The following is a 22,323-nucleotide window of genomic DNA, read 5'->3' as shown; positions in this document are numbered from 1 at the left end:
GCCATGAGCGAGCCGAAACCGGCGGCCCGGAGAGGCGCCCTGCGCCTCGCGGCGCGCGCGGTGGCGCTCGCCGCGCTGGCGGCGGCGTGCGGCGTCGCGGGATTCTGGGTCGCCCTCCAATTCGGTCCCGACGTCGAGGTCGTCGCCGTCCCCGATCTCGCGGGAGTCTCCGTCGAGGATGCGCAGCGCCTCGCACGCGAGGCCGGCCTCGAGCTCGAGGTCGTCGAGGAGCGCAACGACCCCGACGCCGATCCCGGAACGGTCGCCGAGCAGGACCCCGCGGCGGGAGCCGAGGTCGCGCGCGGGCGTCGGGTGCGGGTCGTGCGCAGCCTCGGATCCGAGCGGCTCGTGGTTCCCGACCTCGTCGGCCAGCCGGCACGGGAGGTGGAGATCCGCCTGCGACAGCTCGGCCTCGAGCCCGGGGTGGAGTCGCACGCGTTTCGGCGGGCCGCCCCCGTCGGCGCGGTGCTGGCGCAGGTTCCCCCCGCGGGCGGTCCCGCATCGTCGGGAACGCGGGTGCATCGCCTGGTCTCCGACGGCCCGGTGCCGGTGCGGTGGGTGATGCCCGACCTCTCCGGTCGCCGTCTCGACGACGTGGAGACGTGGCTCCGGTGGAGCGGACTGCGGCGCGGCGCGTTGCGGCGGGTCGACGGCTCGGGGCGGGATTCGGGGACCATCGTCGGACAACTCCCCGCCGCCGGCGCTCCGGTGTCGGCGAGGGGTGTCGTCGAACTCACGCTGGCACGGTAGGGGGGAGAACATGGGCGCGGTCGTCGCACCTTCGATCCTGAGCGCGGACTTCGCGCGGCTGGGGGCCGAGATCAAGGAGATCGAGGCCGGCGGGGCGGGGCTCGTCCACGTCGACGTCATGGACGGGCACTTCGTCCCCAACATCACGATCGGCCCGCTCGTGGCCGCGGCGGTTCGCAAGGTCACGCAGCTGCCCGTCGACTGCCACCTGATGATCGCCGACCCCGACCGGTATCTCGAGGCCTTCGCCGCCGCGGGGGCGGACATGATCTCGGTGCACGTCGAGGCCGCGCGCCACCTGCACCGGACCGTGCGCGCGATCCAGGCCCTCAAGGTCAAGGCGGGGGTCGTGCTCAACCCGGCGACGCCGCTCGCCGCGATCGAGGAGATCCTGCCGGCGGTCGATTTCGTGCTGCTGATGTCGGTGAACCCCGGGTTCGGCGGCCAGAAGCTGATTCCCGCCGTCCTCGAGAAGGCGCGACGCCTTCGCGCCTGGATCGACCGCGAAGGGCTGTCGACCCGGATCGAGATCGACGGCGGCGTCGATCTCACGAATCTCGACGCGGTCGCCGCGACGGGCGTCGACATGATCGTCGCCGGGAACGCCGTCTTCGGGACGGGGGATCCCCGCGCGGCGACGCAGGCGTTCGTGCGCCGCCTCGCCGTCCTCGCGGAGCAGGGGCGGCATGCCTGAGCCGTCCGTGCGGACCTCGGTCACGACGACGCGCGTGCGGTACCCCGAGACCGACCGCATGGGGGTCGCGCACCACACCCATCACTTCGTCTGGTTCGAGCTCGGTCGGACCGAGTTGATGCGCGAGGCCGGGAGCGCCTACGGGGAGCTCGAGGACGGCGAAGGCGTGTTCTTCCCGGTCGTCGAGGCGGGGGCCGCCTACGTTTCGCCGGCGCGCTACGATGAGACGCTCCGGATCACGACCCGGCTGGTTTCCGTGAAAGGGGTTCGCGTGCGATTCGAGTATCACGTGGCCCGGGAGACGGGCGAAACCGTCTCGACCGGTTTCACCGTTCACGCGTCGGTGGGGCGGGACGGCCGTCCGATCCGCCTCCCCGAGACGCTGCGCCGGCGCCTGGCCGGCGAGGGGGCCTGAGATGCGGCGCGCCGTCGTCGCCGCGCTCGTCGCGGGGCTCCTGTTCCTCCCCGGCTGCGCCGCGAAACGCCGCGAGCGCAAGGAGCGGGAGGCGCAGTTCCTCACCTCGTCGTCGCTGTACCAGGCGGCGCGCGCCGAGTTCGAAAGACGCAACCTCCGGAAGGCCCGCACGATCCTCGAGAAGATCCAGTTCACGGGGGACGACCGCCAGACCCTCGAGCCGCTCGTCCGCCTGCTCCTGGCCGACGCCACGTTCTACCTCGGCGACGACCTTTCGCTGATCGAGGCGCGATCGAAGTATCTCGACTTCGTGACCCTCTACGGCGATCACCCGCTCGCGCCGTACGCCCAGTTCCAGGCCGGGGTCTGCTCGCTGCGCCAGGCGGCGAATCCGTCGCGGGACCAGAGCGACACGACGATCGCCATCGCGGACCTGCGCGACGTCGTGCGCCGGTTCCCGGAATCGTCCTTCGCCCCCGCCGCGAAGGAAGCGCTGGTCCGCGCGGAGACCAACCTCGCCGAGCACGAGTTCCTCGTGGGGCGGTTCTACCTGCAGAAGCGGAAGTACCGCGCCGCCGGGGAACGCTTCCGCGGCCTGATGGAGACCTACCCCCACTACGAGCACCGCGAGAAGCTCTACTTCCACATGGGGAAGGCGCTGCTCCTCGGGGAGAGCGTCTCGGAAGGGAAGTCCTGGCTCGACCGCCTGCTCGCCGACTACCCGCAGAGCGAATTCGCCAAGGAGGCGAAGTCGCTGCTCGCGGAGAACGGCGCGCCGGTGAAATCGGAGGAGAGGGCGAAGCGATGAGCCGCGCGGCGGTGCTCGGGGCGGGCCTCGTCGGAGGTTTGATCGCGCGCGACCTCGCCGCGGAGGGGCTCGAGGTCCTCGCCTGCGACGCGCGCGACGCGGCCCTCGGGACGCTCGACGGCGTCGAAGGCATCGCGACGCGCCGGTGCGACCTCTCGACCGCCGCGGGGGTGCGTGCCGCGGTGGAGGGCGCCGACGTCGCGGCGGTCGCCGTTCCGGGGTTCATGGGGACCTCGGTGCTGCGGGAGGTCATCCGTGCGGGCGTCCCCCTCGCGGACATCTCGTTCTCGCCGGAGGACCCGTTCGAGCTGAACGACGAAGCCCGCAAGGCGGGGGTGCCGGTGATCGTCGACTGCGGCGTCGCGCCGGGGCTCTCGAACCTGTTCGTCGGGAAGTCGGTCGCCGAGATGGACGCGGTCGATGCGGTCCTCATCCTCGTCGGCGGCCTTCCGGTCCGCCGCGTGTGGCCCTACGAGTACCGCCTCGTTTTCTCGCTGACGGACGTCCTCGAGGAGTACACGCGCCCGTCGCGGTTCCGCGAACACGGCGTCGAGGTCGTCCGCCCGGCGCTCTCGGAGATCGAGCTCGTCGATCTCCCGCGGGCGGGGACGCTCGAGGCGTTCAACACGGACGGCCTGCGCACGCTGCTGCGCACCGTCTCCGCCCCGAACCTGAAGGAGAAGACGCTGCGCTGGCCCGGCCACGCCGAGCGCATGCGGATGATCCGCGACACCGGGTTCCTCTCCGACGAGCCGGTCGAGTTCGGCGGCGTGTCGGTCCGCCCGCGCGCGTTGACCGAGCGCCTCCTGCTCGACGCGTGGACGTTGCCTCCGGGGGACGACGAGTTCACCGTCCTCCGCGTGGTCGTCGAGGGGCGCCGCCGGGGAACGGGGGTGCGCGACACCTGGGACCTGTACGACCGCACCGATCCCGTGTCCCGGGCGACCTCGATGGCCCGCACGACGGGGTTCCCGTGCGCGATCGTCGCGCGCCTGCTGGCGGAGAAGGTCTGGACCGCCCCCGGAGTCCACCCTCCCGAGCTCCTCGCCCACGAGGGTGCGGTCGCCGAGCGCATGCTCTCGGAGCTGAAGCGGCGCGGGGTCGCGGTCGAGCGTCGGAACGAGGTCCTTTAGATCAACCTTCCGGGCTCCGGCGCCGCGATCGCGGCGAGCTCCGGGTAGGCCGCCGCGAGCGAGCCCGGCGCGACGGGACGGACGCCCTGCAACCGCTGCTTCATCTGCAGCGCGTTGACGACCGCCTGCCCCCGGAAGTGGTTGTTCTGGATCACGTAGACCTCGGCGGCGCGCACCGCCATCGCGGCCGCCGCGTCGGCCAAAGGACCCAGCTCCTCCTCCGAGTACAGGTAGTCGTACCGGGCGTCCCGACCCGCGTCCTCGCGGAACCAGTTCCCGGCGTTGCGGCCGTGCAGACGAAAATAGGCCAGGCGGGAGGTCACGCGCGCGGTCGGGGCCGCCGTCGATCGACCGATCTGCGGCTGGTCGACGACGCACCACGCCGCGCCGCGGTCGCGGACCCAGGCGGCGGCGAAGTCGTCGTCCCACGAGGCGTGGCGGAACTCGAGGACCACCGGCCACCCCTCGACGCGGTCGAGGATCCGGCCGATCCGCTCCTGCGCCCCTTCGCTCCGGTGGAACGACTGCGGGAACTGCACGAGGAGCGCGCCGAGGAGCCCCGCCTCCCGAAGCGGGGTCAGCCCCTCGAGGGTGGGCGCGACGTCGAAGGTGTCGGCGGCGTCGTGGGTCCACGAGCGATGGGCCTTGGCGGCGAACCGGAAACCGCGCGCGTGGGCGACGCGGCGCACCCACGTCGCCGCGACCTTGGCGGTGCAGGGGCGGTAGAAGGTCGCGTTGATCTCGACGGTGTCGACGAAGCGGGCGAGCCAGCCGAGCCGGTCGAACCCGCGCCCCGCGCCGTGGGGGTACACGAGCCCGCTCCAGTCGGGGTAATCCCAGCCGGCCACGCCGATCCGGACGAGTCCCGAGGCGCCCATGCCGGTGCTACCTTAACCCGCCGATGAAGCGAGCCCAACACCCCCTCGATTCCATCTTCCGTCCCCGCTCCGTCGCCGTCGTCGGCGCGTCGCGCCGCCGGCACACGATCGGGCGGGAGATCCTGCGCAACCTCGTCGAGTTCGAATACACGGGGCCGGTGTTTCCCGTGAACGCCACCTCCCCGGTCGTGAACTCGATGAAGTGTTACCCGTCGATCGACGCGATCCCCGGGGACGTCGACCTCGCGATCGTCGTGGTGCCGCGAGACCAGGTCCTCTCGGTCGTGGACGCGTGCGGGAAGAAGGGGGTGCGGGGCCTGGTCACGATCACCGCGGGATTCCGCGAGGTGGGAGGGGTCGGCGCCGAGATCGAGGCCAAGCTCAAGGCGAAGCTGAAGAAATACGGGATGCGGATGGTCGGCCCCAACTGCATGGGGGTGATCAACACCGAGCCCGACGTACGCCTCAACGCGACCTTCGCCGCCTCGGTCCCCCGCCGCGGGAACGTCGGGTTCATCTCGCAGTCGGGAGCGCTCGGGGAGGCGATCCTCGCGGACGCGGCCGAACGCGGGATCGGCGTCGCGCAGTTCGTCTCGATGGGGAACAAGACCGACATCTCCGGCAACGACCTCCTCGAGTACTGGGAGCACAACGCCGGGGTCGACGTGATCCTCATGTACCTGGAGTCCTTCGGGAACCCGCGGAAGTTCACCCAGCTCGCGCGGCGCATCACCCGCCGGAAACCGATCATCACGGTGAAGGCGGGGCGCACGGCGGCGGGGGCCCGCGCGGCGTCCTCGCACACCGGCTCGATCGTGGGGCTCGACATCGCGACGGAGTCGCTCCTCGAGCAGTGCGGGGTCCTGCGCGTCGATTCGATGGTGGACCTGTTCGTCCTCGCCGAGGCGTTCGCGAACCAGCCGATCCCGCGCGGGGACCGCATCGCGATCGTCACCAACGCCGGCGGCCCGGGGATCCTCTGCACCGACGCCTTGATCGGGGCCGGGCTGCAGCTCGCCGAGCTCGCGCCCTCGACCCGGAAGAAGGTGCTGAAGGTCCTCCCGCCGGAGGCGTCGGCGTCCAACCCGGTCGACATGATCGCCTCGGCGACCGGGGACAAGTACCGCGCGGTCCTCGACGCGGTGACCAAGGACCCGAACGTCGACGGGGTCATCGCGATCTTCGTCTCCCCGATCACGATCGACGCCTTCGAGGTCGCCCGCGCGATCGCCGAGGCCTCGGACGGAAAGAAGCCGATCCTCTCCGTGTTCATGGGGAAGATGCGCTCGGAGGAAGGGACGGCGGAGCTGCGCCGTCGCCGCGTCCCCGTGTACCGCTTCCCGGAGGAGGCCGCGGCGGCGATGGCGGCGATGTGCCGCTACCGCGTGCTGCGCGACCGGCCGCACGGCAAGGAGGTGCGCTTCAAGGTCGAAGCCGAGCGTGCGCGGAAGGTCGTCGCCTCCGCGCGCCGCGCCAAGCGGACGATGCTCAAGCCCGCCGAGGTCCGCGCGATCCTCGAGGCCTACGGCTTCCCGGTCGTGCCGCAGCGCTCGTGCAACACCGGCGCCGAGGCGATCGAGGCGGCGACGGGGTTCGGCTACCCGGTCGTCCTGAAGGCCGAGTCCGAGGCGATCTCGCACAAGACCGACGTGGGAGGCGTGAAGGTGGACCTGCGCAACGCCGACGAGGTGGCGCAGGCGTTCCGCGACCTGACGACGCGCCTCAGGAAGCTCGACCCGAAGGTGAAGGCCACGGTGCAGCCGATGGTCAAGGGCGGGCGCGAGGTGATCCTCGGGATGAGCCGCGATCCGCAGTTCGGCCCGCTGCTGATGTTCGGCCTGGGCGGGATCTTCGTCGAGGTCATGAAGGACGTCACGGTGCGCATCCACCCGATCAACGACGTCCAGGCGCGCTCGATGATCGAAGGGGTGAAGGGGTATCCGCTCCTCGCGGGGGCGCGCGGCGAGAAGCCGGTCGCGATCGGCCTCCTCGAGGACGCCCTGCTGCGCCTGTCCCAGCTCGTCGCCGACCTGGGGGACGAGATCGCCGAGATGGACCTGAACCCGCTGATCGTCACCGACCGCGCGGACCGCTCGTTCGTGGTGGACGCGAGGATCGCGCTTCAGGGTTGAGGGGGGACGGGCTCGTCCAGGACCTGCCGGGCGAGTTTCCCTTGCCCGAGTGAGTCGAGGAACACCGAAGCCTCGAGCTCCTGGGGACGGTCCCCGCGGGACGCGCGCAGCGCGCGCACGCCGAGCTCGACGGCCTCATCGGCGGCGCCCCGCCGGGACCGGATCTCCGCCAGCGCCTGGAGCGCCCTGGACTGTGCGGGGTCGGCCGCGAGCGCGACGACGGCGCGCGCCTCGGCGCCGTCGAGATCTTCGAGACGCAAACGGACCTTGGCGAGCATGCCGAGCAGCTCGCCGGGGACGAGCGGCTGCGGCGCTCCCAGCGGCGCCCATCGCAGGACGGACAGGTCGTATCGCCGCACGGCGAACGATCCCCGGCGAACGTAGCGATAGGCCTCGTCACGAACCGTGTCGGGCGGGACGCCGAAGGCCTCCATCCACGCCTCGGCCTGGGCGCGCCCCTGTCGCAGAAGGTAGAGGAACCTCCCGAACTGCTCGCCGCGCTGCGGGTTGCCGCGAAGCACGTAATGGACGATGGCCCAGGACTGCGCGTAAAGCGCCTCGCTCCGGATGCCGGCCGACCCGAGTTCGCGCAGCCCGAAGAAGTCGGCCATCGGAACGGGCTCGATCGCGCGCACCGCCGCGAGCACGTCCGCATCCGGCCTTCCGATCTCGGCGATGCCGCGCTCGGCCCAGTACGTCGAGTAGAACGTCGCCAGCCCTTCGTTGAGCCATAACGGAAGTGACGGGAAGGACGCCGCGAGGACGTGGTGGACGTATTCGTGAATCACGGCGACGGAAGGCGGCTGAAAGGACTTGAACCGACGGGTGGATTCCACCGGCTGCGCGGCGCTGGTCGTGGTGAGGATGAACGTCTCGAACCCCGGGTAGTTGGAACCAATGTGGAAGCCGCGCCAGTCGCGATCGCGAGCGGCCCTCGTCGTCGGCGTAGGGAGGTCGTTCGCATCCCGGAAGGCCACGATGTGCGTCGTGGCCACCTTGTCGAAGCGGAGGTACGTCGAGGTGTCCTCGAGGACCGCCCTGAAGGTCGCCAGCTGTCGCCCGAGCTCCCGTGTGGTGGACTCGGAAGCGTCCGTCACGACCCACAGCGAGCCGAAGGAGTACTTCCGCCATCGCGTCGGATCCTCGAGATCGGAAGCGTCTGCGGCCGTTGCGAGAACGGGGAGCAGCGCCAGGAGGCCGGATCGGATCATGCCCGGATTGTACGATGCTCCTTCGGAGGGACGCGCTTGACCTGGGTGGCCGGCATCCGCGGCGTCCTCGTCGATCTCGACGGGACGCTGCTCGACGGCGAGCTCGCCGCCCCCGGCGCCGGCGCCTTCCTCGATCGCCTGCGGTCTGCCGCACTTCCCTTCCGCGTCGCGACCAACAACACGCGGCGGTCGCGCGCCGAGATCGCCGACGCCCTACGCCGAGTGGGTCTCGAGGTCGCCGCCGCCGACGTCGTCCTCCCCGCGGCGCTCGCGCGCAGGCGCATCGTCGAGTCGGGGGATCCTCGCGCGATGCTGCTCGTCCCCGACGGGGCGCGACGCGACTTCGAAGGCGTCGCCGAGGCGGGGGAGGATGCGGCGTGGGTCGTGATCGGCGACCTCGGCGCCGGCTTCACCTTCGAAAGGCTCGACGCGGCGTTCCGGGCGCTGCACGCGGGAGGGCGGCTTCTCGCGCTTCACCGGAACCGTTACTGGTTCCCGTCCTCGGCGAAGGGCCCGGTCCTCGACGCGGGAGGGTTCGTCGCCGCGCTGGAGTTCGCCGCGGGCGTCGAGGCGGAGGTGGTCGGGAAACCGTCCCCCGCGTTCTTCCGCCTCGCCGTCGGCGAGCTCGGTCTCGCCCCGGCCGAGGTTCTCGTCGTCGGGGACAGCGTCGACAACGACGGGGTCGGAGCGCGGGACGCGGGGTGCCGGGTGGCGGTCGTCCGCGGGGCGGCGTTCCGCGAGGAACGGATCGAGGCCTCGGGCCTCCGGCCCGATCTCCTGGTGGATTCCGTCGGAGTCCTGGAGCCGTGAGTCGCGACGGCGCGCCGCTGCGCGTCCTGGACGCGTCGTGGGCGCGAGCGGTCGGGCTCGCCGGCGACCCGGGAATCCCGCTCTCGATCTCCGGAGCGGACTCCGTCTCGTCTACGCGCTTCTCGAGGACGGGCGGGAGACGCGGGTCGCCTTCGCGCTGTCGAGAATCTGAGGGAAAAAGGAGACGCCGGGCGCCGCGGAGGAGGGGGCGGCGCCCGGCGTCGAGGAGCCCGGGGTCAGAAGCCGATGCCGACGCTTACGTTCGGCGCGCGGAACGAGACGTAGCCGTTCACGCGGTCGTCGTAGCGGTAGTACACGTCGTCGTCATAACCGTACGGGGCCGGAGCGAAGCCGGGGTAGGCGTCGACGAGCACGCCGTCGCAATACGAGAAGGGACGGTAGACGACGGCGCCGCGCACGACGACGGGGAAGTGGTACGTGACGACGTACGCGCGGCGGTACGGATCCCAGTGGCGCCGGTGCGTGTAGTGGTCGTAGTGCCGCGCCTCGCGATACGCCATGCGATGCGGGACCGTGAAGGCGTGCCCCGGCGAGTAGACGACGCGTTCCTTGACGACGCGGTCGTGTCCGCGGCCGTGGCCGTGACCGTGACCCTTGTGACGGCCGTGCTTCGAACCGGCCGACGCGTCGGTCGCGGCGAGGGCGAGGGTGGCGAGACCGGCGAAAGCGACGGCGAGGATGCGGTTCGTGTTCATCGTGGGCCTCCTTCTTGGACGGCCCCGACCTACAGCGAGATCCTTGCCAGCCGCGGGTTGCGCGGAACGGCGCGTTATTTCGGCGCACCGGCCTTCGGGGCGTCCTTTGCGGGGGACGGAAGTCCGGCGATCCAGGACGCGATCGCATCGGCGACCTCGGGGGCGACGGTCCCCTTCGCGCCGTACTCGGCTCCGGTGGAGGTCCCGTCGTATTTCATGAACAGGTGATTGAGCCCCGCGAACGCCCGATAGGTCACCCTTCCGCCGTCCTCGCCGACCGTCTTGCGGATCAGGCCGAAGTCGCGCTCCACGTGGATCTGCACGTCGTTGTCCCCCTGCAGGACGAGCGCGGGTCTGCCGAGCGTCTTGAGGTCCGCGGCGACGTCGAGGGCCATCACCTCGCGCCAATACGACGGAGGCGCGCCCAGGAACGGTTCGGTCCCTCCGCCCTCGCGGATCTCCTTGAGCTTCGCGGCGATCGGCGCGACGACGGCGTCGGCGTCCTGCCCGGCGAGCCCGGCCTGGTGGCGCACCTGCTCGACGACCAGCGCGTCGATCGGCCGTCCCGAGGCGGCGAGCAGGACCGCCCCCGCGACCTCGGACCCGGCCTCGCGCGCGATGCGCGGCGCTACGACGGCGCCGAGGGAGTGGCCGAGCACGAACACGCGGGCGGGGTCGATTCCCGGCACGGCGCGCAGCGCGTCGATCGCGCGGGCGGCGTCGTCGTCGTACTCCGCGCGGACGGTGACCGAGCGTTTCGCCATCACCGACGCGGACGTCGTCGCCTTGTCGAAGCGGTAGGAGGCGACCCCGCGATCGGCGAGCGCGCGGGCGAGGTCGCGAAGCGGGGTGTTGGGGCCGATCCGCTCGTCGCGGTCCTGGGCGCCGGAGCCCGCGAGGAACACCGCGGCGGGGAAGGGACCCGCTCCCTTCGGGATCGTGAGCGTCGCCGCCAGGTCTCCCTCCGGCGTGGAGAGCACGACGTCGCGCTCGCGTGCGTCGGCGACCGGAACGTCCTCCGCCGGACGCGGCGGGGCGTCCTTGCGACGGTAGATGGCGTGCTGCAGAGGCACACGGGCCTCGACCAGCGCGCCGTCCGACGCTCGGGCGTCGATCTCGATCCGGACGCTCGCCATCTCGACGACGAGGCGGCGCAGGTCCGCGACGTCCTCGAGGCGCGAGAGCGTTCCGGGGATCACCGCGGCGGCCTGCGGGACGACGAACGATGCCGGGATCGAGGCCCCCGGCTCGAGGGTCGCGGCGCGCGCGATGAGGTCGAGGTGCGACGCCAGGTTGTTGTCGAGCAGGAACGCCGCGCCCTGCACCGGGTGCGCGCGCGTCATCGTCGGGGCGCCGACGGGACCGGCCTCGATCGTCCACCCGGTCTCCGTCCGCTTGGCGCGGAGCTCTTGCGTCGCGCCGGGAATGGCGACCTCGAGGGCGTAGTCGACGGGTTCGCGGCCGTTCGCGGACAGCCGGAGTCGCTGATGGAACTCCAGGCGTCCCCTCGGCGAGCTCAGGGCGACCGTGCTCTTCAGGACGGCGCCGTCCGCGGCGCTCTCCCGGGTGACCGTCTCCTCGCCGAGCGAGCGGCCCGCGACGAGGATCTCGAAGACTTCCGGGGCCGGGGCGCCCGAGGCGGCGAGGATGAGGGACAGACCCAGGGCGGAGAGCATGGGGAACCTCCTCGGGTGGATTGTATACAGAAATGTATACAGTTCAAGGGGCCGGGTCGGCGCTCCGCAGGTGGGGCTCGACGACGCGAACGAACAGCGCCATGCAGCGCACGTCGTCGTCGTCGAAGGCCCGGCGTTCGGGGCCGTGCACGACCAGCAGCAGGCCGTCGGCGCGGGGCCCCACGCGAACCGGTGCCGCGAGCGCGCCCCCGGCGAAGTCGGCTCCGAGGAACGACAACTCGGGGTACAGGGCCCCCTCGTGCCGGAAGTCGTCGATCCGACGCACCGTCCGCGTCTCGAAGAACCCGTCGGCGAGGCGCGAGATCCGAAGCGAGGGCGGCGCCGAGGCGCAGAGGCCGGAGGCCGCGAGGACGCGAAGTCCGTTCCCGTCGTCCTCGAGCGCGGCGAGGAGGGCCCCCGAGGCCTCGAAGGCCCGCGCCGCATCGCGGGCGACGACGGCGGGGATCCCGGCTCCGGGGCTTTGATCGAGGGATGCGGCGAGATCCTCGAGCGCGCGGATTTCCCGCACCCGTCGGTCGAGGGTCTCCTTGCGCCTCGCGAGCTCGCGAAGAGCGCCGGCGTAGGCGACGAGCGGGACTGCGCCGACGACGGCGTGCCACGGGTTCGTCCGCCAGAGCAGGCCCATCACGATCCCGCACGCCACGCACAGGATCTCCGCCCGCAATCCGTCGCCGAGCACGGCCGGCTTCGACGACACCGGGCGGCCCGCCGACAGGCTGACGACGAGGTGGGTCAGCGCGTGGTTCACCGCGGAGAACGCGAGGATCCCGGCCGCGCCGGACCCGACGGTGTGGCCGCCCGTCGCGAGTTGCACGACCGCTCCCGCTCCCGCGCTCAGGAAAAGCTGGCCGAGGTTGAACAGGCCGACGACGGGCGACCGGCGCCAGCGCGCCCAGTCGATCGCGCTCATCACTCCGGCGACGAGCGCCGCGGGGGCGGGGCCCGAGATCAGGAAGAGGGCGAAGACGAACGCGGTGCCGAGCTGGAAGGCGGTCGCGCTCGGCGTCGAGCCGCGGTACCACGAGGTCGCCGTCACCGAGGCGCAGGCGAGCGGTCCGAAGACCAGGACCGGCCAGCCCGGAGCGGCCGTCGGATCCCACGCGACGAGCAGGGCGACGAACGAGACGGCCCCGCCGGCCAGCACGCACGCGACGAAGGCACGGGACCGGAGATTGAGCTGACGCGGCGGCACGGGCCCTCCCGGGCACGGAATCTACACCGGGGGTCCGACTGGTACACTGCGAGTTCGGAGGAACGGTGAGCCGCCTGCCGGAGATCCGCAGTACCACCATTCTCTGCGTCCGCCGCGACGGCCGCGTCGCGATGGCCGGGGACGGCCAGGTCACGCTCGACCGCACCATCGTCAAGCACGGGGCGCGGAAGGTCCGTCGCGTCGGGGACGGCGCGGTGCTGGCGGGGTTCGCCGGGGGCGCGGCCGACGCGTTCGCGCTGCTCAGCCGCTTCGAGGAGAAGCTCGCCGCGCACCCGGGCCAGATCGAGCGCGCCGCCGTGGAGCTCGTGCGCGACTGGCGCACCGACCGCGTCCTCCGTCGCCTGGAGGCGATGCTCGTGGTCGCCGACGCGCGGCGCAGCTTCCTTCTCTCCGGGACCGGCGACCTGATCGAGCCCGACGACGGGATCCTCGGAATCGGCTCCGGCTCGACCGCCGCCGTGGCCGCGGCGCGGGCGCTCGTGGCGCACACGGCGCTCGACGCGAAGTCGATCGCGGTCGAGGCGATGCGGGTCGCGGCCTCCACCGACGTCTACACGAACGACACGCTGACCGTCGAGGAGCTGTGACCGTGGTCTTCTACATGCCCGGCAAGGTCGAGGCCCGCTCCGACGCGGGAGACTGGACGCCGCGCCGGATCGTCGCGGAGCTCGATCGCCACATCGTGGGTCAGGCGAAGGCCAAACGCGCCGTGGCGATCGCGCTGCGCAACCGCGCGCGCCGCCGCAAGCTCCCGAAGTCGCTCGCCGACGACGTCACGCCGAAGAACATCCTCATGATCGGGCCGACCGGCGTCGGCAAGACCGAGATCGCGCGGCGCCTCGCGCGACTGGCGGGGGCCCCGTTCCTCAAGGTGGAGGCCTCGAAGTTCACCGAGGTCGGTTACGTGGGACGGGACGTCGAGTCGATGGTGCGCGACCTCGTCGAGATCGGCGTCGAGCTCGTGCGCCACGAGCGGCGCGAGCAGGTGCGCGAGCCCGCCCGGGTCGCGGCCGAGCGGCGCATCCTCGACCTCCTGCTCCCGCCGCGCCCCGCGGCGCCGCGCGCGGCCGACTCCCTCGCGGCGGCCCGCGAGGCCGACGAGCAGGCGCGCTGGGAGCAGAGCCGCGAGACGCTGCGGCGCCAGCTCGAGGCCGGGGAGCTCGAGGAGCGGGTCGTGGAGCTCGAGACGGTCGCCGGCGGCGGCGCGGCCTTCCGCATGTTCACCCCGGCGGGGATGGAGGAAGTCGACCTCAATCTGCGCGAGATGATGCCGGGGCTCTTCCAGGGGCAAAAACGCCTGCGCAAGCTCACGGTCCGCGAGGCGCGCGAGACCCTCGCCCGGGAGGAGGAGGACAAGCTCCTCGACCCCGATCGGATCGCCCGCGAGGCCCTCGCGCGCGTCGAGGAGTCGGGCATTCTCTTCATCGACGAGATCGACAAGGTCGCCGGCCGCGAGGGAGCGCAGGGCCCCGACGTCTCGCGCGAGGGAGTCCAGCGCGACCTGCTCCCGATCGTCGAGGGGACGATCGTCAACACGAAGCACGGCACCGTGCGCACGGACCACATCCTCTTCATCGCCGCCGGCGCCTTCCACGTGAGCCGACCCTCCGACCTGATCCCCGAGATGCAGGGGCGGTTCCCGATCCGCGTGGAGCTCGACGTCCTCGGGAGGGAGGATCTCGTGCGCATCCTTCGCGAGCCCGAGAACGCCCTCACCCGCCAGTACGTCGAGCTGCTCGCGACGGAGGGGGTGTCCCTCGTCTTCACCGACGAGGGGATCGAGGCGATCGCCGCGTTCGCCGAGGAGGTGAACCGGCGGACGGAGAACATCGGGGCGCGCCGACTCCACACGCTTCTCGAGCGGGTCCTCGACGAGGTCTCCTTCGAGGCCGACGCCCTCGCGGGGACGACGGTCGTCGTGGACCGGGCGTACGTCGAGGCGCGGGTCCGGGACCTCGCCGCCGACGCCGACCTCTCCCGCTTCATCCTCTGAAGATGCGACCGCCTGTCGCCGCGTTCGCCCTCGCCCTGGCCGTCGCCGCGGCGTCGTGCGGCAAGGCCGGCGCGCCGAAGCCGCCGGCGCCGAGAGGTCCGCTCCCCGCCGGCGGCGTCGTGGCGCGCCAGATCGGGGCGGACGTGGAGATCGCCTTCACCGTCCCCGCGCCGCGCGGCGAGGCGCCGTCGCAGGCCCCCGTGCTCGCGGAGATCCTCCGCGTGCCGTTCGCGCCGGGGCTCCAGCCTTCGCCCGACCCGGTGCTCTTCCGCGTGCGCGGCGAGGTCATCGCCCGGGTCGAAGGGGATCCGCTCGATTCCGGCGCGCGGCGTTTCGTGCGCGACCCGGTCCTTTCCGAGCTCGAAGGGGGCGCGTCGGGCTGGACGCTGCGCTACGCGGTCCGCGTCCGCGACCGCCGGGGGCGCCCCTCCGCGCTCGTCGCGGCCGCGGATCTGCGCTTCGAGGCGGTCGACTCCGCCCCGACCGACCTCGCGGCGGAGCCGACGGCGGAAGGGATCCGGCTGGAGTGGGCCGACGCGACCCAGGAGGGGCGCTACAACGTCTACCGCGCCGTCGGCGACGGCGCGTACGACGAGGCCCCGGTGCACCTGCAGCCCGTCACCGGGACGCGATATCTCGATGCGGCCGTCGTGCCGGGGACCGCGTACCGCTACCGCGTCCGCCGGGTGCTCGCGGACGGCGTTCCGCGGCGTGAATCGGCCGCGACCGCGGAGGTCCGCGTGGCCGCCGAGGATCGTTTCCCGCCGGCCGCTCCGACGGGGCTCGTGGCGGTGCAAGAGGGGGCCGCGGTCCGCCTGTTCTGGAATCCCGGCGCCGAGCGCGACCTCCGCGGCTACCGCGTCTTCGCGCGTACGAACGGGGGGGAGTGGCGGCGCGTCGGGCCCGATCCGGTCCTCGAGCCTTCCCTGCTCGACCGCGAGGTGCGCGTGGGGGAACGCATCGCGTACCGCGTGACCGCCGTCGACCGCACGACCCCGCCCAACGAGAGCGCTCCGAGCGAGATCGTGGAGGTCGGGATCGTCGACGACCCGCTCCACCCCGGGAGGATGCCGTGATCGCCCCCGATCGCTTCGTGCGTTTCACCAAGATGTCCGGGGCCGGAAACGACTTCGTCGTGCTCGAGGCCGAGGAGGCCGCCCGGATCGGGGAGTTCGAGGCCTGGGTGCGCGCCGTGTGCCGGCGCGGGGTCTCCGTCGGCGCCGACGGCGTGCTCGTCGTCGGTCCCGCGGAGAACCGTCGCGTGCTCGTGCGCTTCCACAACCCGGACGGCGGCGAGGCGTTCTGCGGCAACGGCACGCGCTGCGCCGCGCGCTTCGCGTGGATGCGCGACTGGTGCGGGGCGGACGCGAAGCTCCTCACGCGCGTGGGGGAGGTCGACGCGGAGATCCTCGACGATCGCGTGCGTGTGCACCTTCCGCCCCCCGTCGACCGCGGCCGGATGACCCTCCACGCCGAAGGGGTGGATCTCGTCGGACGACACGTCGTCGCGGGGGTTCCCCACTTCGTCGTCCCGACTCCCGATCTCGTCCACGTGCCGATCGCGCAACTCGGGCCGCGGTTCCGGCGCCATCCGCACTTCGGCGACGAAGGGACCAACGTCGACTTCGTCGCGTGGCGGCGCGACGGCAGCCTCGGCATCCGGACGTGGGAACGCGGCGTGGAAGGGGAGACCCTGTCGTGCGGCTCGGGTGCGGTCGCCGCGGCCTACGCGGCGACGCTCGACGGGGCCGGGCCCGAGGTGCGGGTCACTCCGTGGAGCGGGATCCCGCTTCGCGTGCAGTTCCGCGGGCCGACCGAGGCGCCGTTCGGCGCGACGCTCGAGGGGGACGCGCGCGTGTTGTTCCAGGCCACCCTCTCCCCCGAGGCGACGCGGGGAATTCCGGCCTGATGGCGTCCCCCCTGCGCAAGGCGTTCGACTGGACGCTCGGGTTGTCCCTGATCGGTTTCGGCGCCGCGATGGGGTTCGTGCCGATCGTCCAGGGATGGGTCTTCGTGTTGATGGGGCTCGCGGTGCTCTCCAGTCACAGCGAGTTCGCACGCCGCCACTACGAACGGTTGAAGGGGATCGGCCGGAAAGTCCGGCAGAAGGTGCACGACGCCCGCGAGCGGCGCCGCCACCCCGGCGACTCCCCCTAGCTACTCGATCGGCAGGCCGCGCTTCCGACGCTCCTCCACCGCCTCGTCGACGGCGCGTTCGACGAGGGTGCCGGCGAAGGCGGGCGTCGCGGCGGTGTCGAAGAAGGTCGCGAACGCCGGGAGGGACGCGAGCCGGGCGGGGATGTCGGCGACCTTCACGAGGTCCACGAAGGCCTGCACGACATTCGACCGGACCCACGCGATCGCCTCGCGCTGGCGACGGAGGTCGGCGTCGCGGACGGCCGGACCGCGCGTGGCGACGACGATCGCAGGGGCGCCGGTCGCGATCTCGCTGAGCTGCGTGATCCATCCCGCGATCCGGGCGTCCGGCCCCGCGCGGGGATTGCGATCGGGCGCGACGAGGTCGCCGACGTGGACGAGACGCTCGTTGGGGAGCCGCACCACGAGGTCGCCCGCGGAATGGGCCCGGGGAAGGGGCAGGAGCTCCACCGGCCGCTCGGGATCGTCGAGGAGGGAAAACGACTGCAGCAGCAGGGTCGGCCGCGGCGGGACCTCCGGCGTCGTCGCGCCCGGGAATCGCAGGCGGTACTCCGCACCCGGGTCGAACGTCGGGTCGTCGAACGCGTCGTGCGCCCCGCGCGAGGCGACGAGGACCGCCCCGGGGAAGGCGGAGACTCCGCCCCACGACTCGACGTGCGGTTGGGTGAGGACGATCCACCGCACCGGCTTCCCGGAGATCGCGGCCACGGCGACGGCGAGGGCCTTTCCCTTCTCGACCGTCCCCTGTGCGTCCACGAGCAGGAGGCCGTCGGAACGCTCGACGACGAGCGTGTTCGTTCCCGCGGGGTCGCGCACGAGGGTGACCCCCGGCGCGAGCGACTCCACGACCAGGGGGAGGGCGAGGGCCAGGCACAGGTTGGCGATCAACGGGTTCGGGCCTCCGGAGGGGACCCCCAAACGATACGGTAAAGCCGCTCGTTCGCCAGGATCCGCTTGACGTACAACCGCGTTGCGGGGATCGGGATGCGCTCCGTGAACCGGTCCCCGAGCGACTCGTCGGAGGGAAGCCTCCACCGGTCCGAGCGCGCCGGACCGGCGTTGTAGGCGGCGAGCGCGGGGGCGGCGGCGCCGTAGCGGTCGAGCAGGCGCCGGAGGTAGGCCGACCCCAGGCGGAGATTCGTCCCCGGGTCGAACAACCGCTCGGGGGTGAAGTTCCTGATGCCGAGCGCGCGCGCGAGCTCGGCGCCGGTCGCCGGCATGAGCTGCAGCAGTCCGCGCGCGCCGGCGGAGGAAACCGCGCGCGGATCGAAGGCGCTCTCCTCCAGCGCCACCGCCGCCACGAACGCCGGATCGAGCCGTGCGACCCGGGCGGCGCCGGAGAGATCGAAATTCTCGGGGAACGGGAGGAGCAGCTTCCAGTGCCGCCGCGGGATCGACCCGACCGGCGCGCGATCGCGCTCGCCCATTGCCGAGCCGATCCAGCGCAGGGCCTCCGCCCCCTGGCCGCGGTCGAGCGCGGCGTCGGCCGCCTCCAGGCGGATCGCGCGGGCGATCGGCTCCGGCGCGGCGTCCGCCGCGGCACCGAACGCCGCCGACGACCACGGACCGATCGACAGCCGCCGCAGGAGGCGCGCCGCGGTCAGCCACCGCTCTCCTTCCTCCGCCCGTTCGGCCGCGGCGGGCTCGGCTTCGGCGTCGGACGCCGTGGGAGGCGGCCGGCGCAGGCGCCGCTCGGCGAAGACCCCGTAGACGTGGTTCGGAAACTCCTTGACGACCGCTTCGTAGAGGCGTCGCGCCTCCGGGGCGCGGGCCGACTGCTCGGCACGTCGGGCCGACCAATACGTCGCCGCCGCGCGAGCGCCGTCGGGCGCGTCGCGAAGGGCGAGCACGCGCGCGAACGCGGCGTCGGCCTCCGCGCGGCGACCGAGCTCGAAGGCGGCGAATCCCTCGCGCAACAGCGCGACCGGGTCGGCCTCCGGTCCCGCGGCTTCCCGGTAACGGCGCCAGGCGGAGAGCGCGCCGGCGTTCGGCGCGCCCTCCGCGAGCTGCGCGAGATCCTCGAGCGCCGCGAGCTTGGCCTTCGAGCGTCCCGGTCGTCGACCCAGCGCCGCGAGCTCGCCGACGGAGACCCGCGCGAGCCCGCGCGCCTGGTCGATCCGCGCGGCCAGATACATCGCGGCGTCGACGGTCGCCGCGTCGCCGGCGCGCGCCCGGGCGAGGAGGGGGCGCGTGTCCGCGAGCCGGCCCAGCGCGAAACAGGCCTCCGCTTCGGCGAGCGCGAGCTCGGGGGGGCGCGCCGATGCCGGCGCTCCCGCCGGAAAGCCGGCTCGCAGCAGATCGAGGGCCGGCCCGGGGCGCCGCGCCGCGGTCCACCGCCTCGCCGTCTCCGCGATCGCCGCGGGGGTCGCCCCGGCGAGACGGGCCGCGGGGAGCGGCTCCAGCGCGACGAGCGCCTCGAGCGCCCGCGCCCCCTCGTCGACCGATTTCGGGTCGAGCACGATCGCGACGAATCGCGCGCGCGCGTCGCCGGCGTTCCCCGACCGCGCGGCGAGCGCCGCCGCATCCAGACGCAGCGACGGCACCGCGTCGAGGCGGCGGAGCGCCTCCGCGGTCCGTCCGAGCCGCTCGAGGGCGCGGGCCTCCACGGACGCGGCCCGCGAAAGCTCCGGAAACCCCGGGATGCCGGCCCTCCCTGCCTCCGTCGCCGCCTGGGCGTCGCGCCCCGCGGCGAAAAGGGCCTCGGCGCGCGCGAGGGAGATCCAGGGCGCCAGCGCGTCGCCGCCGTCACGACGGCCGTCGAGCAACGCCAGCGCCCGCTCGGCGCGTCCGGCCTCGAGCGCGCGGAAGGCTCCCGCGAGGCGGATCTTCGGCTCCCAGAAGGGGGCGTCGTACCGGGACTCCGCCTGGGTCAGCCGTTCGAGCCCCCGGTCGAGATCTCCCCGGGAGAACGCGTCGAGCGCCTCCGCCGCGGGGGCAGGGGGGCGCGTGGCGTCGCGCCAGCGGATCGGCCGGTGGGTCCACCACCACCCGAGCGAAACGACGACGGCCGCCCCGATCACCGCAACGGCGGCGTAGCGGCCGAAGGCTCGCGCGGACACGCGCGGCTACTCGGGGAGGAGGGTGGCGTCGCCGCCGGCGAGAACCTGGACGAACGCGTCGCGAAGCACGCGCCCGCCCTCGGTTCCCGCGTCGGGGAACCGACGCGAGAACGACTCCCGCCCCCGCTGGATCGGCTCGGCGAGGCGTGCGGCGAGATCCCCTCGAGCGCGCCCCTGCTGGACCAGATCCTCGTTGTAGAGGCGGATGTCGGTCGCCACGAGCTTCGCGAAGCGGCGCCACTCTTCGTGCGTGGGGTCCGGGCCGGGGCGTTCCGGCGTCTCGGCCCAGGGCGAGATCTCGAGGCCCGTTTCGACCTCGGGACGGACCACGGCGGGTTCGGGCTCGGGAGCCCGCTCGACGGGGCGGTCGGGGGGCTCGGCCCGGTCGTGGCCGGCGCGCAGCCGGCGCCAGGCCAGGTCGGCCTCGAGCCGGAGCCGCGCGGCATGCGCCGCGATCGCGAGGGCCTCCGGGTGCCACGGCCCCTCTTCCGAGCCGCGCTCGGCGACGAGGATCGCGACGGTCCGGCCCCCGACGCGGACCGGCACCCCGATCGTCTGCGCGGCGGGGGGTTGCCCGAACCCGGGTGCCCCTTCCCCCGCGGCGGCCTCGCGCCAGGCTTCTTCGTCGGAAGTCTCGGCGGCGGTCGCCGCGAGGAACCCCTCCTGCGCCGGCACCGACACGGAGCGCAGCAACTGCCCGGCGGAGCCGGGGTACCCCGCTCCGCCCCACCCCTTCCACGCGCCGGCGCGGGCCAGGAAGATCGCGGCGCGCGGCGCGCCGCACGGCGTGGCGGCGAGCAGATGACGGAAGACCTCCGTCGGGGTCTGCGCTCGCGCGATCGCCTCGACGTGACGCTCGAGAGCGGGGAGGGCATGGAACGACGCGCTCATACTTCGCCTCCGGGCCCGAGGCTCGCCGCGAGGCGTCCGTCCGCGAGGAGCGGCGCGAACTCGACGAACCCCGGAATCCACTCGCGCAGCGCCGGGTCCAGACCGACGGCGTGGATCAGGTGATCCACGGCCCGGTCCCGATCGCCGCGACGCGCCAGAAGGGACGCGAGGTTCACATGATAGGTCGGCTGGTCGAAGGAAAGCTCGAGCGCGCGTGTGTAGGCCTCCTCGGCGCCGGGCAGATCGCCGGACTCCTCCAGCACGTTCCCGAGGTTGTTCCAGGCCGGGTGGTAGTGCGCCCGCAGTTCCAAGGCTCGACGGTAGGCCTTCCCGGCATCCTCGAGGCGGGCCGACTGCGCGAGCGCGTTCCCGTAGTTGTTCCAGACCTCGGGGTCGTCGGCACGGCGCGACAGCGCGGTCGCGAACGCCGTGGCGGCCTCGGCGACCTGCCCCAGGTCGAGGCAGACGTTGCCGAGGTTGTACCAGACCTCGTAATCGTCGGGGTCGAGCGCGGAGGCGCGCCGGTAGGCGTCGGCCGCGGTCGCGAGGTCGCCGGCGGACGCGCTGGCGAACGCCAGGTTGAACCAGACCGGGTACGCGTCCGGGCGCGCGTCGAGGGCGCGGCGGTAGGCTTCGATCGCCCGTTCCCACGCGCTCCGGTCGGATTCGGCGTGGCCCAGGTTGTACCAGCACTCCCAGCGATCGGGACGGATCTCGATCGCGCGCCGGTAGGCCTCGACCGCGTCGGCGGCCCGGCCGGCGTGGACGAGGGCGTTCCCGAGGTTGTTCCAGGCCTCGACGGCGCCGGGATCCCGCTCGACGCACCGGCGGTACGCCTCCGCCGCGGCGAGGGGCCGACCGAGGGCCTCTTCGGCGTTCCCGAGGTCGAACCAGGCATCCGCGCGTTCCGGATCGACCGTGAGGGCGCGCCGCCACATCGCGACGGCGCCGTCCAGGTCGCCCTTGTGGGCGCGCGCCGAGGCTTCCTCCTGGAAAAGTCGGAAGTCGGCGGGCTCCCCGCCGGGCCCCGACGCCGCGGGGAGCTCGCGCCCGAGGCGCACCGGACGATGCCGGCCGGCGCGGCGCCGCTCGCGGGGAAACTCGTCGGATCGGCTCAAGGTCGTCCTCGAGGCTCTCGGAATCCTGCGTTCGCGATGCGCGCACCCCTCATGACCGGCGGAGGTGCGTCCAAGCCGGTAGGCCGTCTCCGCGGAGGTTGTCCGCGGCGGCCGTTATGTACCATGTGCGCGTCGGCCGGGTCAACGCGAACCGGCGCGGAGCGACGATTGCGCTGGCGTCAAACCATCTCGCGCGCAGTGAGCCTGTCGGGGATCGCGCTGCACACCGGACGCGAGGTCCGCGTGCGCGTGCTCCCCGCCGAGCCGTCGAGCGGAATCGTGTTCGTGCGCGTCGACGCGGGAGGCGTCGAGATCCCGGCGACGCTCGAATACGCCGGGCCGAGCTTCTACGCGACGGTGCTCGAGCGCGACGGCGTCCGGGTCAGCACGATCGAGCACCTCATGGCCGCCCTGTACGCGCTGCAGGTCGACGATGCGCGCATCGAGCTCGACGGTCCGGAGATGCCGATCCTCGACGGGTCGTCGCTGCCCTTCGTGGAAGCGCTCCTTCGGGCGGGCCCGGTCGCGTGCGACGTCGAGCGGCTGTTCATCCACATCGTCCGACCGATCGAGGTCGCGCAGGAGGAGAAGACCATCTCGGTGCACCCGGCGGCGGAGTACCGGGTCACCTACGCGATCGACTTCGAC

General features: G+C 73.0%; 22 protein-coding genes. 13 read left to right on the top strand and 9 right to left on the bottom strand.

Annotated elements, in window-relative coordinates; translation table 11 throughout:
- Window positions 1-3 precede the first annotated feature (3 nt).
- The 5 genes from VF139_03995 to VF139_03975 are packed head-to-tail and all read left to right on the top strand — an operon-like array spanning window position 4 to window position 3,800.
- Complete coding sequence (locus VF139_03995; GenBank protein HEX6850544.1) at window positions 4-750, top strand: PASTA domain-containing protein; 747 nt, start codon at window positions 4-6, stop codon at window positions 748-750.
- 10 nt (window positions 751-760) lie between these two features.
- Window positions 761-1,444 carry a ribulose-phosphate 3-epimerase gene (gene rpe, locus VF139_03990; protein HEX6850543.1) on the top strand — a complete coding sequence of 228 codons (684 nt, stop codon included), beginning with the start codon at window positions 761-763 and terminating at the stop codon, window positions 1,442-1,444.
- Window positions 1,437-1,859 carry a thioesterase family protein gene (locus VF139_03985; GenBank protein ID HEX6850542.1) on the top strand — a complete coding sequence of 141 codons (423 nt, stop codon included), beginning with the start codon at window positions 1,437-1,439 and terminating at the stop codon, window positions 1,857-1,859. Before rpe ends, VF139_03985 begins: the two co-directional genes overlap by 8 nt.
- 1 nt (window position 1,860) lies before the next feature.
- Window positions 1,861-2,667 (top strand): outer membrane protein assembly factor BamD, encoded by an 807-nt coding sequence (gene bamD, locus VF139_03980; GenBank protein ID HEX6850541.1) that lies wholly within the window; start codon window positions 1,861-1,863, stop codon window positions 2,665-2,667.
- Window positions 2,664-3,800, top strand: coding sequence for a saccharopine dehydrogenase C-terminal domain-containing protein (locus VF139_03975; protein HEX6850540.1), 1,137 nt, complete (start codon window positions 2,664-2,666; stop codon window positions 3,798-3,800). The genes bamD and VF139_03975 overlap by 4 nt, the downstream gene beginning before the upstream one ends.
- Here the strand turns inward: VF139_03975 and VF139_03970 are convergent.
- Entirely contained in the window at window positions 3,797-4,678 is an 882-nt protein-coding gene (locus VF139_03970; protein ID HEX6850539.1) for a DUF72 domain-containing protein, read from the bottom strand. The two genes, VF139_03975 and VF139_03970, sit on opposite strands and share 4 nt — an antisense overlap.
- A 23-nt stretch (window positions 4,679-4,701) precedes the next feature.
- Here VF139_03970 and VF139_03965 point away from each other — a divergent pair, with 23 nt between their 5' ends.
- Window positions 4,702-6,810 carry an acetate--CoA ligase family protein gene (locus tag VF139_03965; protein ID HEX6850538.1) on the top strand — a complete coding sequence of 703 codons (2,109 nt, stop codon included), beginning with the start codon at window positions 4,702-4,704 and terminating at the stop codon, window positions 6,808-6,810.
- On the opposite strand, the gene VF139_03960 is transcribed toward VF139_03965, so the two are convergent.
- Complete coding sequence (locus tag VF139_03960) at window positions 6,801-8,021, bottom strand: hypothetical protein (protein ID HEX6850537.1); 1,221 nt, start codon at window positions 8,019-8,021, stop codon at window positions 6,801-6,803. The two genes, VF139_03965 and VF139_03960, sit on opposite strands and share 10 nt — an antisense overlap.
- A gap of 45 nt (window positions 8,022-8,066) precedes the next feature.
- On the opposite strand from VF139_03960, the gene VF139_03955 reads away from it, so the two are divergent.
- Complete coding sequence (locus tag VF139_03955; protein HEX6850536.1) at window positions 8,067-8,831, top strand: HAD hydrolase-like protein; 765 nt, start codon at window positions 8,067-8,069, stop codon at window positions 8,829-8,831.
- Between the two features lie 236 nt (window positions 8,832-9,067).
- Here the strand turns inward: VF139_03955 and VF139_03950 are convergent, their stop codons facing one another.
- The 3 genes from VF139_03950 to VF139_03940 form a co-directional block, all read right to left on the bottom strand.
- Window positions 9,068-9,547, bottom strand: coding sequence for a hypothetical protein (locus VF139_03950; GenBank protein ID HEX6850535.1), 480 nt, complete (start codon window positions 9,545-9,547; stop codon window positions 9,068-9,070).
- 74 nt (window positions 9,548-9,621) lie between these two features.
- A complete protein-coding gene (locus tag VF139_03945; protein ID HEX6850534.1) occupies window positions 9,622-11,223 on the bottom strand; it encodes an alpha/beta fold hydrolase in 1,602 nt (533 codons plus the stop codon).
- A gap of 43 nt (window positions 11,224-11,266) precedes the next feature.
- Window positions 11,267-12,436 carry a hypothetical protein gene (locus VF139_03940; protein ID HEX6850533.1) on the bottom strand — a complete coding sequence of 390 codons (1,170 nt, stop codon included), beginning with the start codon at window positions 12,434-12,436 and terminating at the stop codon, window positions 11,267-11,269.
- Between the two features lie 74 nt (window positions 12,437-12,510).
- Between VF139_03940 and hslV the strand changes: the two genes are divergently transcribed.
- The 5 genes from hslV to VF139_03915 are packed head-to-tail and all read left to right on the top strand — an operon-like array spanning window position 12,511 to window position 16,607.
- On the top strand, window positions 12,511-13,044 hold the full coding sequence (gene hslV / locus VF139_03935; GenBank protein ID HEX6850532.1) for an ATP-dependent protease subunit HslV: 534 nt from the start codon (window positions 12,511-12,513) through the stop codon (window positions 13,042-13,044).
- 2 nt (window positions 13,045-13,046) lie between these two features.
- Entirely contained in the window at window positions 13,047-14,450 is a 1,404-nt protein-coding gene (hslU, locus tag VF139_03930; protein HEX6850531.1) for an ATP-dependent protease ATPase subunit HslU, read from the top strand.
- Window positions 14,451-14,452: 2 nt separating this feature from the next.
- A complete protein-coding gene (locus VF139_03925; protein HEX6850530.1) occupies window positions 14,453-15,526 on the top strand; it encodes a hypothetical protein in 1,074 nt (357 codons plus the stop codon).
- A complete protein-coding gene (gene dapF / locus VF139_03920) occupies window positions 15,523-16,359 on the top strand; it encodes a diaminopimelate epimerase (GenBank protein ID HEX6850529.1) in 837 nt (278 codons plus the stop codon). The genes VF139_03925 and dapF overlap by 4 nt, the downstream gene beginning before the upstream one ends.
- A complete protein-coding gene (locus VF139_03915) occupies window positions 16,359-16,607 on the top strand; it encodes a PGPGW domain-containing protein (GenBank protein HEX6850528.1) in 249 nt (82 codons plus the stop codon). The genes dapF and VF139_03915 overlap by 1 nt, the downstream gene beginning before the upstream one ends.
- On the opposite strand, the gene VF139_03910 is transcribed toward VF139_03915, so the two are convergent.
- The 4 genes from VF139_03910 to VF139_03895 are packed head-to-tail and all read right to left on the bottom strand — an operon-like array spanning window position 16,608 to window position 21,675.
- Entirely contained in the window at window positions 16,608-17,495 is an 888-nt protein-coding gene (locus VF139_03910) for an MBL fold metallo-hydrolase (GenBank protein HEX6850527.1), read from the bottom strand.
- Window positions 17,492-19,666, bottom strand: coding sequence for a lytic transglycosylase domain-containing protein (locus VF139_03905; GenBank protein HEX6850526.1), 2,175 nt, complete (start codon window positions 19,664-19,666; stop codon window positions 17,492-17,494). The genes VF139_03910 and VF139_03905 overlap by 4 nt, the downstream gene beginning before the upstream one ends.
- 6 nt (window positions 19,667-19,672) lie before the next feature.
- On the bottom strand, window positions 19,673-20,557 hold the full coding sequence (locus VF139_03900; GenBank protein HEX6850525.1) for a GAF domain-containing protein: 885 nt from the start codon (window positions 20,555-20,557) through the stop codon (window positions 19,673-19,675).
- Window positions 20,554-21,675: a tetratricopeptide repeat protein gene (locus VF139_03895; GenBank protein HEX6850524.1), complete on the bottom strand. Its 1,122-nt coding sequence runs from the start codon at window positions 21,673-21,675 to the stop codon at window positions 20,554-20,556. Before VF139_03895 ends, VF139_03900 begins: the two co-directional genes overlap by 4 nt.
- Here VF139_03895 and VF139_03890 point away from each other — a divergent pair.
- A partial coding sequence (locus VF139_03890) for a UDP-3-O-acyl-N-acetylglucosamine deacetylase (protein HEX6850523.1) occupies window positions 21,625-22,323 on the top strand: 699 nt, incomplete at its 3' end. The two genes, VF139_03895 and VF139_03890, sit on opposite strands and share 51 nt — an antisense overlap.

Source organism: Candidatus Polarisedimenticolaceae bacterium (assembly GCA_036376135.1).
Lineage (GTDB): Bacteria > Acidobacteriota > Polarisedimenticolia > Polarisedimenticolales > DASRJG01 > DASVAW01.
The sequence above is the reverse complement of the archived record's forward strand: the minus strand, read 5'-3'. Positions and strand labels throughout refer to the sequence as shown.

Coding starts and splice junctions, on each gene's coding strand:
- VF139_03995 (HEX6850544.1), top strand. CDS start 4: ATGAGCGAGCCGAAACCGGCGGCCCGGAGAGGCGCCCTGCGCCTCGCG.
- rpe (HEX6850543.1), top strand. CDS start 761: ATGGGCGCGGTCGTCGCACCTTCGATCCTGAGCGCGGACTTCGCGCGG.
- VF139_03985 (HEX6850542.1), top strand. CDS start 1,437: ATGCCTGAGCCGTCCGTGCGGACCTCGGTCACGACGACGCGCGTGCGG.
- bamD (HEX6850541.1), top strand. CDS start 1,861: ATGCGGCGCGCCGTCGTCGCCGCGCTCGTCGCGGGGCTCCTGTTCCTC.
- VF139_03975 (HEX6850540.1), top strand. CDS start 2,664: ATGAGCCGCGCGGCGGTGCTCGGGGCGGGCCTCGTCGGAGGTTTGATC.
- VF139_03970 (HEX6850539.1), bottom strand. CDS start 4,678: ATGGGCGCCTCGGGACTCGTCCGGATCGGCGTGGCCGGCTGGGATTAC.
- VF139_03965 (HEX6850538.1), top strand. CDS start 4,702: ATGAAGCGAGCCCAACACCCCCTCGATTCCATCTTCCGTCCCCGCTCC.
- VF139_03960 (HEX6850537.1), bottom strand. CDS start 8,021: ATGATCCGATCCGGCCTCCTGGCGCTGCTCCCCGTTCTCGCAACGGCC.
- VF139_03950 (HEX6850535.1), bottom strand. CDS start 9,547: ATGAACACGAACCGCATCCTCGCCGTCGCTTTCGCCGGTCTCGCCACC.
- VF139_03945 (HEX6850534.1), bottom strand. CDS start 11,223: ATGCTCTCCGCCCTGGGTCTGTCCCTCATCCTCGCCGCCTCGGGCGCC.
- VF139_03925 (HEX6850530.1), top strand. CDS start 14,453: ATGCGACCGCCTGTCGCCGCGTTCGCCCTCGCCCTGGCCGTCGCCGCG.
- VF139_03915 (HEX6850528.1), top strand. CDS start 16,359: ATGGCGTCCCCCCTGCGCAAGGCGTTCGACTGGACGCTCGGGTTGTCC.
- VF139_03900 (HEX6850525.1), bottom strand. CDS start 20,557: ATGAGCGCGTCGTTCCATGCCCTCCCCGCTCTCGAGCGTCACGTCGAG.